General features: G+C 63.3%; 15 protein-coding genes and 1 riboswitch. Of the genes, 9 read left to right on the plus strand and 6 right to left on the minus strand.

Going from position 1 to position 16,129, the window contains the following annotated elements:
• Window positions 1–137: 137 nt before the first annotated feature.
• Window positions 138–485, plus strand: a complete 348-nt coding sequence (locus ACIQT2_RS22815) for a hypothetical protein (RefSeq protein WP_402951274.1) — start codon at window positions 138–140, stop codon at window positions 483–485.
• Window positions 486–547: 62 nt separating this feature from the next.
• Window positions 548–1,084, plus strand: coding sequence for an RNA 2'-phosphotransferase (locus ACIQT2_RS22820; protein ID WP_402951277.1), 537 nt, complete (start codon window positions 548–550; stop codon window positions 1,082–1,084).
• A 146-nt stretch (window positions 1,085–1,230) separates the two neighbouring features.
• Here the strand turns inward: ACIQT2_RS22820 and ACIQT2_RS22825 are convergent, their stop codons facing one another.
• Window positions 1,231–1,716: a DUF6578 domain-containing protein gene (locus ACIQT2_RS22825; RefSeq protein WP_402951279.1), complete on the minus strand. Its 486-nt coding sequence runs from the start codon at window positions 1,714–1,716 to the stop codon at window positions 1,231–1,233.
• 194 nt (window positions 1,717–1,910) lie between these two features.
• Here ACIQT2_RS22825 and ACIQT2_RS22830 point away from each other — a divergent pair, with 194 nt between their 5' ends.
• On the plus strand, window positions 1,911–2,435 hold the full coding sequence (locus ACIQT2_RS22830) for a hypothetical protein (protein WP_402951281.1): 525 nt from the start codon (window positions 1,911–1,913) through the stop codon (window positions 2,433–2,435).
• A gap of 111 nt (window positions 2,436–2,546) precedes the next feature.
• On the opposite strand, the gene ACIQT2_RS22835 is transcribed toward ACIQT2_RS22830, so the two are convergent.
• From ACIQT2_RS22835 to ACIQT2_RS22855, 5 genes are all read right to left on the minus strand, one after another.
• The gene (locus ACIQT2_RS22835) at window positions 2,547–2,780 is read right to left on the minus strand and encodes a hypothetical protein (protein ID WP_402951284.1); all 234 of its coding nucleotides are present in this window, start codon (window positions 2,778–2,780) and stop codon (window positions 2,547–2,549) included.
• 87 nt (window positions 2,781–2,867) lie between these two features.
• Entirely contained in the window at window positions 2,868–3,347 is a 480-nt protein-coding gene (locus tag ACIQT2_RS22840; RefSeq protein ID WP_402951287.1) for a GNAT family N-acetyltransferase, read from the minus strand.
• Window positions 3,348–3,799: 452 nt separating this feature from the next.
• Window positions 3,800–4,249 carry a large conductance mechanosensitive channel protein MscL gene (mscL, locus tag ACIQT2_RS22845; RefSeq protein ID WP_402951290.1) on the minus strand — a complete coding sequence of 150 codons (450 nt, stop codon included), beginning with the start codon at window positions 4,247–4,249 and terminating at the stop codon, window positions 3,800–3,802.
• A gap of 440 nt (window positions 4,250–4,689) precedes the next feature.
• Complete coding sequence (gene speB, locus ACIQT2_RS22850; protein ID WP_402951293.1) at window positions 4,690–5,685, minus strand: agmatinase; 996 nt, start codon at window positions 5,683–5,685, stop codon at window positions 4,690–4,692.
• The gene (locus tag ACIQT2_RS22855; protein ID WP_402951296.1) at window positions 5,682–7,064 is read right to left on the minus strand and encodes an MFS transporter; all 1,383 of its coding nucleotides are present in this window, start codon (window positions 7,062–7,064) and stop codon (window positions 5,682–5,684) included. Before ACIQT2_RS22855 ends, speB begins: the two co-directional genes overlap by 4 nt.
• 164 nt (window positions 7,065–7,228) lie before the next feature.
• Between ACIQT2_RS22855 and ACIQT2_RS22860 the strand changes: the two genes are divergently transcribed.
• The 6 genes from ACIQT2_RS22860 to ACIQT2_RS22885 all read left to right on the plus strand — a co-directional run.
• On the plus strand, window positions 7,229–8,722 hold the full coding sequence (locus ACIQT2_RS22860; protein ID WP_402951299.1) for a PucR family transcriptional regulator: 1,494 nt from the start codon (window positions 7,229–7,231) through the stop codon (window positions 8,720–8,722).
• 84 nt (window positions 8,723–8,806) lie between these two features.
• Window positions 8,807–8,906, plus strand: a riboswitch (glycine riboswitch).
• Window positions 8,907–9,063: 157 nt separating this feature from the next.
• On the plus strand, window positions 9,064–11,934 hold the full coding sequence (gene gcvP / locus ACIQT2_RS22865; protein WP_402951302.1) for an aminomethyl-transferring glycine dehydrogenase: 2,871 nt from the start codon (window positions 9,064–9,066) through the stop codon (window positions 11,932–11,934).
• 11 nt (window positions 11,935–11,945) lie between these two features.
• Complete coding sequence (gene gcvT / locus ACIQT2_RS22870) at window positions 11,946–13,067, plus strand: glycine cleavage system aminomethyltransferase GcvT (RefSeq protein WP_402951304.1); 1,122 nt, start codon at window positions 11,946–11,948, stop codon at window positions 13,065–13,067.
• Between the two features lie 172 nt (window positions 13,068–13,239).
• Window positions 13,240–13,623: a glycine cleavage system protein GcvH gene (gcvH, locus tag ACIQT2_RS22875; protein ID WP_402951307.1), complete on the plus strand. Its 384-nt coding sequence runs from the start codon at window positions 13,240–13,242 to the stop codon at window positions 13,621–13,623.
• Entirely contained in the window at window positions 13,620–14,939 is a 1,320-nt protein-coding gene (gene glyA, locus ACIQT2_RS22880; RefSeq protein WP_402951310.1) for a serine hydroxymethyltransferase, read from the plus strand. Before gcvH ends, glyA begins: the two co-directional genes overlap by 4 nt.
• A 1,110-nt stretch (window positions 14,940–16,049) precedes the next feature.
• The coding region (locus ACIQT2_RS22885) for a serine dehydratase beta chain (RefSeq protein WP_400419765.1) at window positions 16,050–16,129 on the plus strand (80 nt) is incomplete at its 3' end.

Here is a 16,129-nt window from a genome sequence, read left to right on the forward strand (position 1 = left end):
CCAACGGACGCCCAGCGTCCCTTGGGGGATGGGCTTTCGGGCGGTGTTGGTTCGGTGAATGTACGCCCTTTGGCTGAAGCCGTCTGGTGCACGAGGGTTAGTGTTTGTGCAGGCCAATGTCTTTTTCCGGAGGACCAATGAGTGCGCTGCTTTTCACAGCTGAAGAACTACCCGAGGGATTCTCCTATCCCCGCGGGCTCCTTCGGCTGGTGGAATTGGAACTTTTCGAACTGGAGCCATGGTGGATACTCACCGGCGATCATCTGCGCGCCCTTCAAAAAGGGATGCGTGATCGGTACCCGACTCGGCATTTAGTGCTCTTCGCAAAACGTCAAGACAACGATGACTGCGTCTGCTTCGACATGGATACGGGCAAAGTTTCCTTGGTACACGACTGGGCGTCGCCGGGGTGGGAGGCCAAGGGCGAATTCCAAGACTTCAACAAGTGGCTACACGCCGCCGTCGATGACCTGATCGAATTTTAGAAAGCTGTACCTATATGGATCCCAGAGACGATGTCACAACCCGTGCGATTGGTCTCACGAAGTTGAGCAAAGCCGTATCGCGGGCGCTTCGACACGAGCCATGGCTGTTCGAACTTGAACTTGACGAGCACGGCTGGACCTCCGCGGACAACTTACTGGAGGCGCTGCGCAAGGAAGTTCCGGACTGGTCTGACCTAACCGCGGCTGACCTGCAGCTAATGATCGATTCTGCGGCAAAACCGCGTCACGAGATACAGGGTGACCGGATTCGTGCTTTCTATGGGCACAGCACGCCGGGCGCAATTGCCTTGGCTGCGGCCACGCCTCCAGCCGAACTTTTTCATGGCACGCCACCTGAAAGTATCGGGGCGATCTTCAGTGGTGGCCTCCAACCGATGAGCAGACAGTATGTTCACATGTCGGTAGACGCCGAAACCGCAGTGCGAGTCGGAAGCCGTAAAAGTAAGCATCCAGTGATTCTGATCATCGATACGGTCGCCGCTCTAGCCTCGGACATTGCTTTCTACCACGGAAGCGGTTCGGTGTGGCTTGCCAAAGACATTCCTGCTGAGTTCATCCGCATTGATCGGGCTGGCTGAGTGGCTCTCTACCCAAGTCCAGGACTGTCTACCAACCGAGCATGACAGCTGCGCCACGTTTCTTCCGTGCTTTCTTGACTACGCAACCATCGTCCGGTGAAGGATCCCCTAGCGGGACGCTGGGCACCATTGGGAACTGCTGCGTATCACAATCTCGTTGTTACGCCGGCGCTGTTCTCTTCGTCGCAACCTGTAAGTGATAGGACATAGCCGTAGAGATAGTCGGCCTCGACGTCGTCGAAGGAACTCGTGTACGCGAGCGTGTACATTATCTGGCCAGAGCCGGTGTTGGCGACGTTTTCCTCACGTGCGGCATCGCGCACCCATGATCCGGATGTGTCGCCTACCGGCTGCAGGTTTGCCTCGCCAGTCACGGGCACGAGGCCTTCGCGTGCCCGGGTCTGACGACAGCGCACGCTGTAAAGCTCGGCTACTTTCCCTGATACCCGATGCGAAGGTTGGTCCACCGCATCGCCGTACGAATCGAACTGCCAGTCAATCACCAGCCGGTCACCGAACAATCGACAAACCCAATCCCGGTCGGCCGGATACATTGTCCAATCCACCGTGTCACCCACTCTGACTAGCAGGTGATCTTCCGCAACTTGCCAGTCCGCAAGCCATACAAGCATGCGACCATCGTCGCATGCCTTGATGAGGCTCTTCGTCCCCGGTGAGGGATTCGCTTACCGGCGAACTTAGCAGTTCGTTCTCAGAGCTTCCGCCCAGCGAGTCGGCGGAAATGTGGCCACGACTGCTGAGTAGGACATCGTCTTTTGCGCGCGAAGTCATTGGACCAGTGGGCGAACTTAAATACATTTGAGCCATGACATTGCCCTTTGTCGGAGATGACATAGTCCATCTCGATTCCGGTACCTTTATGTGGGTCCAGTTGACGCATTTCCTCATTGGCCCGGCCCAGAACGACCAAGCCATTCTGGAGCGCTTAATCGAAAGCCCCGGCTACCAGCACGACTACGCTTCCCCTTTTCCTTCCAGGGGCGGCAGTGAGCTCCGTGCACGGGGAATTCACGGGCGGTGGAGGATTGATGCCATCCACCCGGACCTATTCGAGCCATCGACCGCCGAAGCGGCCAAAGCCGAGATCAAAGTCTGGGCCAACGACCAAGACTGGACGGATCCGGAATACTCCCAGCCAGCCGATGCCATTCAACGGCTGGAAACCATCTACCCCGTCTTGGACTCAGGCCGTGTGCTGAAGCTGTGCAATCCCCCACGGGAAGCCGAACATGACTACGGCTTCGTCACCGGAAACGGTGGCTTCCACGAGTTCATCGTGATTGATCGGACTCTCCACACGCTTCACGTGATAGTCGCTTCCGATGACTGAATTACGCCGCCCAGATGTCATCGTTCGCTGAGCCGAACTTGGATTCGACGATACAACGCAGCACGCTGAAGGATCCTTTACCGGACGTTCCAGTTCAAGGAAGTAAGCGGTCTATTGGCCGGCACCTGCAACGCGGTTTCGCGCCTGTGCGAGCAGCTCGTTGTAATTTGCTTCGAAGGGCGCTAAGAGAACTGACTCAAGGTCAGCTTGCATGTCCCATAGGACGCGCTGCTCCGCCTGATGAGTAACACCGGCGGCGGGGCTCCTGTCATTCAAACGGCATAGCCAATCGAACAACACCAGTGCCTGGTCTTCGTTGAGTTCAATCCTCACCGGCTCAGACATGTCCTCGTCTCCTTTTCCGTCCCGGGGCGGTCTGTTTATCGCTGCGGGACCTGCCCATCGAGCGGGCCAACGCCCGGTGAGCGATCCTTACGGACTCAAAATGTATCGGCGTTCCGGCCGATCCGCCGAGTTGCGCACCTTTACGTCGGCCGTTGGCATCCAGCCGGCACTTTCGTAGGTGGCGATCGCTCTCTGGTTGTCGGCGATAACCCAAAGCTCCAAGGGCGTCTGTGCCTTCACCGAGTGGTCTCGAAGGTGGTCAAGAAGTTGGCGCGCGAGGCCGTCGCCCCAGGCTTCTGGGTCAACGGCGAGGTAGAGCACTTCCAAGAAGTTCGCATGGGGGACGACCAAAGAGAATGCCATTGCGCGTTCACCGCTACGCAACATCAGCAAATATGCACCGTCCAAAGCAAGCGCTGATTCAATACCTGGCAGCTTGTCCTCCAGCGGTGGAATGACAGGCAGCTGATCCCGCCGAGCGGTGGCCCGAGCCCAGATTCCGGCCGCTTCCCGTGCGGGCGCGCTTCCCTGTTCCACACGAACATTCGAAAGTGGTGATGAGGTCATCCGTCGATCCTGCCACGATATTCCAGCAGGCATTCCGTCAGCGGGCGGCAGTGACGACATAGCGCCCGTAGGCCGGTCCCTTGCCGGGACAACTCGGCTTTGATCTGCAGCGTTACGGTGCAGGAGTTTGGGGTGTCCCGTGTGACCCGCCCGCAAAATGCCCGGTGAAGGTACGCCAAACGCTACACACCGAGTCGGCCAGGTCCCGTCGGGTTTGACAGCATCCAGTGAAGGTAACAGTCCCCTCGGGTTGGAGGTGCGAAGTGCGAGGCACCCCCCCGCCCGGGCATCGTCTGGACAAGTTTCGCCAGGGCGACAGTAACCGCGTGATGTTTCCAAGGCGAGTCTGGCCGTGGGCGTCAGCGAAAACGCAGAAGCCCGGCACCCTCCCATGGAGGATGCCGGGTTTCGCGAGGAAGGACCGCAACGACAGGGAGGCGTTGCGGGACGTCCTAGCGGATGGGGTCCTCGTCCAGGTCGCGGTCTGCGCGGCCGTTGCGGGCTGCGGCTTCCTTGAGCAGGTCACGGATCTCGGCCAGGAGGGCGGTATCGGCGGGGATGGGCTCTTCTTCGGGTTCCTCGGTGGAGAGGCGGTCCTTGACCATGGCGTTGATCTTGTTCATGGGCGCCACGAAGATGAAGTAGACCACGGCGGCGGTGATGATGAAGGTGACCAAGGCGGTGACCACGGCGCCGAAGTTCACGAACGTGGCCTCGTTGTCGGCCCAGATCCGGAAGCCCAGGCCATCGGCGTTTACGCCGCCCGCTGCAGCGATCACGGGGTTGATGATGTTGTTGGTGAAGGCGGTAACCAGTGCGGTGAAGGCACTGCCGATGACGACGGCGATGGCCAGTTCGATCACGTTGCCGCGGAGTATGAAGTCCTTGAATCCCTTAAACATGGAATGTCCTCTGATCGGTACGGTGCGTATGGCTCAAGCAGAGATCAAACTACCACTCGCAGGTATCAATGGGGCGATGCTGGTTGATCGAAAACCACGTAGTCCCGCCGCCGCGCGTCCAAAAACATGAGTACCGACTACTCGTGCGCCGAGGGATAGTAAGCAACTTTACTAATCATGGCGGGACCGCACGCATGACGATCCGGCCATACCCCTCGTGGGAATGGCGGGTGGCATGCATTGGGCACCTGCCGGGAGTCCGGGCGTCGTTATCCCAGAGGCGGCGCCCGGTACTTCCTACTATCGCTGCCGCCACACCCGGCGGTCTCCGCCCCGGTCCAGCGGCCGGGGGGAGCGGACAGCGGGCGACGTCGGCACCCTGGTGGGTGCCGACGTCGTGGTTGCGCCGCGGTTGGCGCAGCACGCCTGTGCTAAATACGTCAGGCTGTGGCCGCCTCCAGGGCAGGTTCCTTCGCTGCGGTTGCCTTTCCACGATTAACCATGAGTGCCAGCAAGTCGAAGACGACTGTTGCGGCGGCCACGCTCGTGATATCGGCGTGGTCGTAGGCGGGAGCCACTTCCACCACGTCCGCACCCACGATGTTGATGCCGTTCAGGCCGCGGAGCAGGGCAAGCAGTTCGCGGGAATGCAGTCCGCCCATTTCCGGCGTTCCGGTTCCAGGGGCGTAAGAGGGGTCCAGGACATCGATGTCGATGGAGACGTAGACGGGCGTGTCTCCCAGCCGCTGCTTGACCCGTTCGATCGCCGCCGGGACGCCGATGACGTCAAGGTCGGAACAGCGGATGATCTGGAATCCGAAGTCATGGTCCCGGAGGAAGTCGTTGCGGTCGTACACAGGCCCGCGGATGCCCACGTGCATTGACTTGTCCTCAACAAGCAGGCCCTCCTCGAAGGCCCGGCGGAAGATCGTCCCGTGTGTAATGGGCTGGTCGAAGTAGGTATCCCAGGTGTCCAGGTGCGCATCGAAATGGAGCAGCGCCACCGGGCCGTGGACCTCGTTGACCGCCTGCAGCATGGGAAGGGCGATGGTGTGGTCGCCGCCGATGGTGATCAGCTTTTTGTCGCGGGCGAGCAGGGGCCTGGCTTGCTCCTTGATCTCCTTGACGGCCCTGCCAATGTCGTAGGGCGTGCAGGCGATGTCGCCGGCGTCCACAACCTGGACTTCGTTGACGGGCTCAACGTCGAGTTCGGGGTGGTAGCCCGGGCGCAGGAGTCGTGAGGCTTCACGGACAGCGGCCGGACCAAAGCGGGCGCCGGGGCGGAAGGAGGTTCCGCCGTCGAACGGAACGCCCACTATGGCGATGTCGTAGTCCGGGACGCGGTCCAGTTGAGGAAGTCGGGCGAACGTGCCCAGTCCGGCGAAGCGGGGAACTTGAGTGGCGTCGACGGGGCCTATTGGCTGGTGGTTGCTCATGACAGGGATCCTTCGTTGATCTTGGGGTCTGATGGTGCAGGAGGCTGCTTTTCGGAGGTGAGCTCGTGCAGTGACTTGTTGGCCGTTTCGGGAGCCAGGAGGAAGGTGGCAACGAGCCCCACAAGGGAGATGATCGCGCCGATGAGCAGCGAGCCGGCTGCTCCGAACGACACGATGGCCAGGGGCATCAGGTAGGTGCTGGCCGCCGAACCAACCCGGCTTATCGCCGTGCCGAAGCCGACGGCCGTAGCACGGATCTCTGTGGGGAACAGCTCGTTGGGATACACCACTTCAAGGAAGCTGGAGGCGCCGGAGGCCAGCGCGAAGATGGCCAAGGCGATGAAGAGTGGGGCTGCCTCCACGTTGGGGATGAAGGCCGGAATCGCCAAGGCAACCACAATGATGCCGAACGTCCACAAGAGCAGCTTTCGGCGTCCGATCTTTTCCACGAGCCAGAGGCCGGGAATGCCGCCGACCACAAACAACATGGTAATCAGGAACGAGCCGCCGTACAGGTTGGCGTCGCCGTGCATGCCAAACGACGTCAGGAGATCCGGGGCAAAGGTGTAAACGGCGAAGAGCGGGATGACCTGCGCAGTCCAGAAGATGGAAACAAAGAGCGTGCGCTTCCAAAACTGGCCCCTGAAGATGTCCAGGAAACTGCCTTGCCTCTGAAGTCCTTCGCTGTCGGAAGTGATGTCGCTGAGGCCGTACTGCGAGCCGTACACCTTCTTGATGACGGCATCGGCCTCGTCCCGGCGGCCGCGGGAGAGAAGCCATCGCGGGGATTCGGGCGTGCCCAAGCGGCACAGAAGCGTGATGATGGCGAAGACCGCCGGGCTGGCAACCATGAAGCGCCAGGCATCCGGACCGGCGTCGCGCAACAAGTAGCCCACTGCGTAGGCTGCGGCGGCACCGATGGCCCAGACCACGAAGGTGGCGCCGAGGAGGCGTCCGCGATGCTTCTTGGGCAGGAATTCGGCGAGCAGGGACGTTGCGATCGGGTAGTCCGCTCCGATGGCCATGCCCAGGAAGAACCTGCACAGGACCACCTGCCAAATATCGGTGGCGAAACCGTTGAGGACAGAGAACAGGGCCAGCGCGATGAGGTCCGCGATGTACATTTTGTGCCGGCCGATCTTGTCGGTCAGCCATCCGAAGACAGCGCCACCGAAGAAGATGCCTACCAGGCTGGCGGCGCCCACCAGGCCAACCTCCGCCGGGGACAGGTCCAGGCCGGGGGCCATGGTAATCAGGGCGATGCCGATGATGGACAGTGCATAGCCGTCGATGAAAGGTCCGCCGGACGCGAAGAACGTCAACTTTTTGTGGAACCGGGTTAGTGGGGCGTCATCAATGAGGTTGCTGGTTGCGCTCATTGCCAACCCTCTCTCGTGAATGCTCGTCATTGAGCGGTGAAGTTAGTGGTTCCAGTTTTCGTGATGCGCGTCACCGCGTATATTCGTGCATTGTTTACATCTGACGAATCGGTTTAGACGAATGTCTAAGTACCCCGAAAGTACGCAGAACTGGAGCGCATCCCGTGGCCATCACCGTCGCCGAACTCGTCGCCGAACCGCAGCTTGGACTCACCCTCCTGGCGGGTGCCGGAGGGGCGGACAACCGCGTCACCTGGGCCCATACCTCAGACCTGCCGCGGCTCTGGGAATGGGTCACGGGTGGCGAACTCATGATGACCAACGGACTCTCCGTGCCGGCAGACCCGGAGGGCCAAGTGGCGCTCGCCCAGGCCCTGGTGGACGCCGGCGCCAGCGCGTTGGCCATCGGTGAGAAGATGCACGCCCCGCCCCTCACCGCGGAATTCCTTGAGGCATGCGACAGCCTGCCACTCCCGCTGATCAACATCCCGTACCCGCTGCCGTTCATTGCCATAGCAAGGTCCGTAGCGGAATCGTCGCTGCTCGAAGAGTCCCGCAGGCTCCGCCAAACGGCCCGGGTCTACGACCTCCTGCGCACCGCCGGTGCTTCCGAGGACCACTGGCAAAGCCTGGTGCTGCGCTTGGCCACGGAGCTGGACGCCGAGCTCTTCGTGGTGGATCGAAGCTGCCTCCACCCGTGGCATCCGGACGGCCAGGCCCTGCCGAACTTCCTGGTCGACGAATGGTCACCGCATCCGGGCCAGGTTTCCGTCGCGGGCAAGAACTTCCAATGGCACCGGATCCGCGGCAGGCATGTGCTGACCATGGACATTCCCACGCACGCGAATGCGCTCCTGGTGGTGCTGCCCACCAGCGAACCGCACCCCGACGCCGTCGTACTTTTGCATGCCGCAACTGTGCTGGGACTGCAGTTGGCGCGCATCGTGCTCTCGCTGGAGGGGCGACACCGGCTGGCCGGCGAGTTCCTCCTCCAAGCGCTGGACGGCCGCCTGGGGACGGCGGAAATGGAACGGCGGCTGGAGGCTTTCCAGGTGCCTGCCCAAAGTTTCGTGGTCGCCTCGATGTCAGCGGACGACGGCGACAGGCTGGCCAACGTGCACGTCGACCTGTGGCGGCACGAGACTGCGGCGGCCTCCTTGCGCAGGAACGACCGGCTGCACGTGGTGATTGCGTCGGAGGTTGCCGATGAACTCCTGAGGCACTGCGCCCCAGCTGGAACAACCATTGGGGTGAGCTCCGCGGCAGCGGTTGGGGGACTGCAGCAGGCACTCCAGGAGTCGCTCTGGGCGCTGGGTTCGGCGAAAGCAAACAAGCTCGGGTTGGCCCGATACGCGGAAGGGCCAAGCTGGCTGGGGTTGACCGGATTCGAAGAGGGAACAGCATTGGTCCAGCGACTTTTGGGCCCGGTTTTCGACTACGAACAGCGCCAGGACGGCGACCTGATGGTCACCCTGAAGACGTACTTGGACTCGCAGCGTTCCTGGCAGAAAACGGCGTCCGCGCTCTTCACGCACCGGCAAACCATCATCTACCGGATCCGGAAAATCGGTGAGCTGACAGGGCTGGACATGGGTGAAACGTCAACGTTGGCGCAGCTGTGGCTGGCGTTGCAGGTCCACGAGGCGATGCGCGGCTAGCCTCCTGGAAAACACCTGCCTTGCGCTTTTTCGCCGTGACCCGCTATGGTGTGAAGCGTGTCACTGAGGTGGCGCAAACGCTTTTGATCTGCGGCGGGAGAGTCCTGCCGGGTACATCCAGTCAGGCGCCGTAGGAGCAAATCCTCCCCAGGAATCTCTCAGGCCCATGTACCGCCGCGGCGAGGCAACTCTGGAAAGCAGTCCGGGCAACCGGGCTCACCGACGGTGCAAGTGAACTATGTGGAACCACAGTTCACGGAATCTCTCAGGTCCAATACAGAGCGGGGAGGAACCCATATTCACCATGGCGCTCAGCGGGCGCCTGAATCCTGGAGTTCCTCTTGACTGTTCAATCCTCCCCAACCGCATTCGCGGACCGGCACATTGGCGCCCGCCGCCAGGCCGATATTGACACCATGCTCAAGGCCATCGGCTACGACTCCGTCGACGGCCTGGTGGACGTCGCTGTTCCCGATTCCATTCGCCAGTCCTCACCGCTCACGCTGCAGAAGGCACTGAGCGAGGTTGAGGTCCTGGCCGAACTCCGCAAGCTGGCGTCCAAGAACAAGACCGCAGTGCAGATGATCGGCCAGGGCTACTACGACACCGTGACGCCGCCGGTGATCCGCCGCAACATCCTCGAATCCCCCGCTTGGTACACGGCCTACACGCCGTACCAGCCGGAAATTTCGCAGGGTCGCCTTGAGGCGCTTCTGAACTTCCAGACCATGGTGCAGGACCTGACCGGCCTGCCGATCGCCAACGCTTCGCTGTTGGACGAAGCCACCGCTGTGGCCGAGGCTGTGCTGCTGATGCGCCGGGCGAACAAGGACAAGTCCGCGAAGGATGGTGCGACCGTCCTGGATGCCGACCTCCTGCCGCAGACCATCGCGATCGTGAAGGGCCGCGCAGAGGCGTTGGGCTTCGAGGTTCTTGTTGCGGACCTCTCCGACGGCCTGCCCGACGGCGACATCAACGGTATCGTCCTGCAGCAGCCCGGCGTCTCGGGCCGGGTCTTCAACCACGCTCCGGTGATTGCTGCTGCCAAGGAACGCGGTGCCCTGGTCACCGTCGCGTCCGATCTGCTGGCGCTCACCCTGATCACGCCCCCGGGCGAACAAGGTGCCGATATCGCCGTCGGAACCGCCCAGCGCTTTGGCGTGCCGCTGTTCTTCGGTGGCCCGCACGCCGCGTACATGGCTGTCCGCAATGGCATGGAGCGTACGCTTCCGGGCCGCATCGTGGGTGTGTCCAAGGACAACGCCGGCGTGCCTGCCTACCGCCTCGCTTTGCAGACCCGCGAGCAGCACATCCGCCGCGAGAAGGCCACGTCCAACATCTGCACGGCCCAGGCGTTGCTCGCCATTGTCGCCTCGATGTATGCGGTCTACCACGGTCCCGAAGGGCTCAAGGCGATCGCCGAAACCGTCCACGGCCACGCCCGTGTCCTGGCTACCGCGCTGGAGAAGGCCGGGCGCGAACTCGTGGCCGGCGCCTTCTTCGACACCCTCACGGTCCGCGTCCCCGGCAAGGCCGCCAAGGTGATCGGCGCCGCCGAAGCACGCGGCATCAACCTCCGCTTCATCGATGAGGACACCGTGGGTGTCTCCGTTGATGAAACCACGACGCCGGAGGTCCTGTCCGCGGTGGCCGTCGCCTTTGGTGCCGGTCCGGTAGGGGACGCAGCAGGGTTCGAGCTGCCTTCAGATGTTGTCCGGACCTCGGATTTCCTTCAGCACCCGGTGTTCAACACGCACCGTTCCGAGACGCAGCTGTTGCGCTATATCCGCAAGCTGTCCGATCGGGACCTCGCCCTGGACCGCACCATGATCCCGTTGGGTTCGTGCACCATGAAGCTGAACGCGACGGCCGAGATGGAGGCCATTTCCTGGCCGGAGTTCGCCTCCATCCACCCGTTCGCTCCGGATTCCCAGACCGCCGGCTGGCGCGAGCTGATTGCCGGGTTGGAAGCTGATCTGACGGAGATCACGGGCTACGACCAGGTCTCCATCCAGCCCAACGCCGGTTCCCAGGGTGAGCTGGCCGGCCTGCTCGCGATCCGCGGCTACCACCACTCCCGCGGTGACCAGCAGCGCAATGTCTGCCTGATCCCGGCTTCGGCTCACGGCACGAACGCTGCTTCGGCTGTGCTGGCTGGCATGAAGGTGGTGGTTGTGGCCACGGCTTCTGATGGCACCATCGACCACGATGACCTCAAGGCCAAGATCGAGGCCAACCGCGAGGTGCTTTCGTGCATCATGATCACGTACCCGTCCACGCACGGTGTGTACGACGCCGACGTCGTTGAGGTGTGCGATGCCGTGCATGAGGCCGGTGGCCAGGTGTACGTGGATGGGGCGAACCTCAACGCGCTCGTTGGCCTGGCCCAGCCGGGTAAGTTCGGCGGGGACGTGTCCCACCTGAACCTGCACAAGACCTTCTGCATCCCGCACGGCGGCGGCGGACCCGGCGTCGGCCCGGTCGCAGCGAAGGCACACCTGGCGCCGTTCATGCCTGGCGACGCCAACAACGCATCTTCTTCGGAGGGTGGCGTGGCGATTTCGGCTTCCCGTTTCGGTTCGGCCGGTGTCCTGCCGATCTCCTGGGCTTACGTGAAGCTCATGGGCGGCGAAGGACTGACCGAGGCCACCAAGTCGGCGCTGCTGGCGGCGAACTACGTCGCTTCCCGCCTGGACGAGCACTTCCCGATTCTCTACACAGGCGAAGGCGGACTCGTGGCGCACGAGTGCATCCTTGACCTCCGCGAGCTCACGGCCCGTACGGGTGTTACGGCTGAGGATGTGGCCAAGCGCCTCATCGACTTCGGCTTCCACGCTCCGACGCTGGCGTTCCCGGTGGCCGGGACCTTGATGGTGGAGCCGACGGAGTCCGAGGACCTCGCCGAGATCGACCGCTTCATCGAGGCCATGATCACCATCCGGGCCGAGATCGAACAGGTTGCCGCCGGTGACTTCTCCGTGGAGAACTCCCCGCTTCGCAACGCACCCCACACGGCAGCCGCCGTCGTAAGTTCCTCCTGGGAGCGTGACTACACGCGAGAGCAGGCCGCCTTCCCCGTGCCGAACCTCAAGCAGGACAAGTACTTCCCGCCCGTCGGCCGGATCGACGGCGCTGCGGGTGACCGTAATCTGGTGTGCTCCTGCCCTCCCCTCGAAGCGTTCGAGGAAAACACAGCAGAGTTTGAGAACTAAAGGATCCCGACATGTCTGAGAACTACACCGCTCTCTACGAGCAGCACAAAAAGGCCGGCGCTTCCTTCACCGACTTCGGCGGCTGGCAGATGCCCCTCAAGTACGAGTCCGAGCTTGCTGAGCACCACGCCGTGCGCAACGCCGCAGGCCTGTTCGATCTCTCCCACATGGGCGAAGTCTGGGTCACCGGTCCTGACGCCGGCGCCTTCCTGGACTACGCACTGGTGGGCAAGCTGTCCGCGATCGCCGACGGCAAGGCCAAATACTCGCTGATCTGCAACAACGACGGCGGGATCATTGACGACCTCATCACGTACCGACGCGGTCCCGAGAAGTACCTCGTGGTTCCGAACGCGGGTAACGCTGCGGTTGTGGCCGCGGAGTTGCTGAAGCGTGCCGCCGGGTTCGACGTTGTGGTGGAGGACGCCTCCGCTGAGACCTCGCTGATCGCTGTGCAAGGTCCCAACGCCGAAGCCATCCTGCTGACGTTGGTCCCCGTCGAGCAGCACGCAATGGTCACGGAGCTGAAGTACTACGCCGCCGTCGAGGTCACGATCGCCGGTGACGAGCTCCTGCTGGCCCGCACCGGGTACACCGGCGAAGACGGCTTCGAGATCTACGTGCCCAACGAAGACGCACCTGCGTTGTGGGAAGCGCTGCTGGAAGCTGGCGAAGGCCACGGCCTGATCCCCGCCGGCCTCGCAGCCCGCGACTCCCTGCGCCTCGAAGCCGGCATGCCGCTCTACGGCAACGAGCTCTCCCGCCACGTCAACGCCTACGCCGCAGGACTTGGACCCGTGGTTGCCCTGGCCAAGGAAGGCGACTTCGTGGGTAAGGACGCGCTGGCCGCGATCAAGGCAGCTGGTGTCGGCGCCACGATCGGGCAGAAGCTCGTGGGCCTCAAGGGGGCCGGCCGTCGTGCGGCCCGCGGCCACTACTCGGTCCTCAAGGACGGTTCCCTGATCGGCGAAGTGACCTCAGGGCAGCCGAGCCCCACGCTCGGTTACCCGGTAGCGCTGGCGTATGTCGACGTCGAGCATTCCGCCGTGGGCACGATCGTCGACGTCGACCTCCGCGGAAAAGCCGAGCCGTTCGAAGTTGTGCCGCTGCCGTTCTACAAGCGTTCCAAGTAGCCCGGCGACGCCGTGGGTCACCTGGCCCGTCGGGTCCGGCGTCCTCTGCGGGCTCGGTCGCAGTTGCACCCGCTGAGCGGATGCGATGCTCGCTTAGACGCCCGCTGCCGGACCCCGGACCCGAAGAACCGTACCGGGCATGAAGAGATCAAATACGACGATAGGAATTGATATGAGCAAAGTAGTTGCCGGGCTGAAGTACTCGGCTGAGCATGAGTGGGTTGCTGCCGATGAGGGTGGGCCTGTGGGGATTGGGATCTCCGCGGTGGCCGCCGATGCACTGGGCGACATTGTGTATGTGGACCTGCCCGAGGTCGGCTCCACGGTGACCGCGGGGGAGACTTGCGGCGAGGTCGAGTCCACCAAGTCCGTGTCCGACCTGTACTCGCCCGTGACCGGTGAAGTGACCGAGATCAACGACGCCGTGGTCGACGATCCCGCACTCATCAACAACGACCCCTACGGTGCCGGCTGGCTCTTCAAGGTTGCCGCCACTGAAGAAGGCCCGCTCATGACGGCCGAGGAATACGCCGCAGCCAACGGAGGTGAACTGTGAACCCGGTATCCGTGACTGAATTCGAGCAGGTCGTCTCGCCGTCGTTGGACGCCCAGCTCTCCGAGCTGGACCCCGAGATCGCGGCAAAGATCGACGACGAACTCGGCCGCCAGCGCGGTGGCCTGGAAATGATCGCCTCCGAGAACCACACCGCGGTTGCCGTGATGCAGGCGCAGGGCTCGGTGCTGACCAACAAGTACGCCGAGGGCTACCCGGGCAAGCGATACTACGGCGGCTGCGAGCACGTTGACGTGATCGAGCAGCTCGCGATCGACCGCATCAAGTCCTTGTTCGGTGCCGAGTACGCGAATGTGCAGCCGCACTCCGGTGCCCAGGCCAACGCCTCCGTGATGCACGCGCTGATCAAGCCGGGCGACACCATCATGGGCCTGAACCTGGCCCACGGCGGCCACCTCACGCACGGCATGCGGATCAACTTCTCCGGCAAGCTCTACAACGTGGTCCCCTACGGCGTTCGCGAGGACACCCACACCGTGGACATGGCGGAGGTGGAGCGCCTGGCGCAGGAGCACAAGCCCGCACTCATCGTTGCCGGCTGGTCCGCTTACGCGCGGCAGTTGGACTTCGCCGAGTTCCGCCGGATCGCCGATTCTGTTGGGGCTTACTTGATGGTGGACATGGCGCACTTCGCCGGGCTCGTTGCCGCGGGGCTGCACCCCTCGCCCGTCCCGCACGCCCACGTCACCACCTCCACTACCCACAAAACCCTGGCCGGTCCGCGTGGCGGCATCATCCTCTCCAACGACGCCGACATCGCCAAGAAGATCAACTCCGCGGTCTTCCCCGGCCAACAGGGTGGCCCGCTGGAGCACGTGATCGCGGGCAAGGCCGTGGCATTCAAGATCGCCGCCTCCGAAGAGTTCCGTGAGCGCCAGTCCCGCGTCCTGGCAGGTGCCCGCATCCTCGCCGAGCGCCTGGTTCAGCCCGACGTAGCAGCGGCAGGTATCTCCGTGGTCAGCGGCGGCACCGATGTGCACCTGGTCCTCGTGGACCTGCGCAACTGCGAACTCGACGGCCAGCAAGCCGAAGACCGCCTCGCCGCGATCGACATCACCGTCAACCGCAACGCCGTCCCCTTCGACCCGCGCCCGCCCATGGTCACCTCCGGCCTGCGCATCGGCACGCCTGCGTTGGCTACGCGCGGATTCGGTGAAGCAGCCTTCCGCGAGGTTGCGGACATCATCGCCGAAGCCTTGATCGCCGACGCCGATGCGGACCTCTCGGGGCTCCGTCACCGCGTCGAGATACTAGCCTCTACCCATCCCCTTTACCCTGGCGTAGCTGGCCTTAACTAGGTTGTAGGTTGCGTTCGCCCGGCGAGCCTGAGGTCCTCTGCGGGCTCGGTCGCAAAGGCACCCGCTGAGCGGATGCGATGCTCCCTTGGACGCCCGCTGCCGGACCCCAGGCCCGCAGGGGCCGACGTCCTCCGCAGTGGGGGCCCGTTGAGGCAGTTATCCTCCGCGTGCTCGGTCGCAAAGGCACCCGCTGGGCGGATGCGATTCTCCCTTGGACGCACGCTTCCGGATACCCGCCACAAAGGGGCCAGCCTCGGGACGCCGGCCTCCAAGGAGCCAGCGTCCGGGTGCCAACCCCGTAGGAGCTGGCATCGGGGTGGCCGGTGTTCGGGGCGGACTCGCGGATTCGATTCTTGGGGTAATGGGTCTACCTGCCGAGGTGGTCCTTGGGCGCAGGGTTGGGTTGGATGTGGGTTCGCTCTCCGGTTCGTGGGTCTGTTTGTTGGGGGGTCCACCTACCGGGGGTGTGCCAGGGGCGCGGGGTTGGTTCGAGTCTGGACCCGTTCTCCGATTCGGGGGCTTGCTGCGGGGTGTGCCGTGCGCACGGCATGTTCTGCAGCGGAGCCCCGAAACGGAGGTGACCCACGAGTGGCCCCTTTGGGAGCGGGGTCCGGCAGCGGCCGTCTAAGGGAGCTTCGCGTCCGCCCAGCGGGCGCTTAAGCGACCGAGGCCGCAGAGGACCCCGCTCCCGACGGGCCGTTGGTGAGGCTGGTGGTCGCCCGACGGGCCGTTGGTGAGGCTGGTGGTCGCCCGACGGGCCGTTGGTGAGGCTGGTGGTCGCCCGAGTGGCTGCTGGTGAGGCTGGTGGTCGCCCGAGTGGCTGCTGGTGAGGCTGGTGGTCGCCCGAGTGGCTGCTGGTGAGGCCGTCGCCCGAGCGGCCGCTTGAGTGGCGGGCCGTTGCCTGGGGCCGCAGTGCACTCGCTGCATATTGATCTACCCGGGTGGGGCATTCGCTGGGAACGGATGCCCCACGTCATTACCGGGTTTGGAGGTTCGCACTGGGACCTCCACGGGGGCTGGGCCGCCTTGGCTCGGGATTTGGCCCGGCCCCCACATTCTTGTTTTGCCTCGCATCTTGTTTGTCCTTCAACCCCGAAAGGGATCCCGGCCATGGCTGTTGGTGTTTTCGATTTGTTCTCTGTGGGTATTGGTCCGTCGAGTTCGCATACGGTGGGTCCGATGCGTGCTGG

The sequence above is a fragment of the Paenarthrobacter sp. NPDC090522 genome (genome assembly GCF_044769225.1).
Taxonomy (GTDB): Bacteria; Actinomycetota; Actinomycetes; order Actinomycetales; family Micrococcaceae; genus Arthrobacter.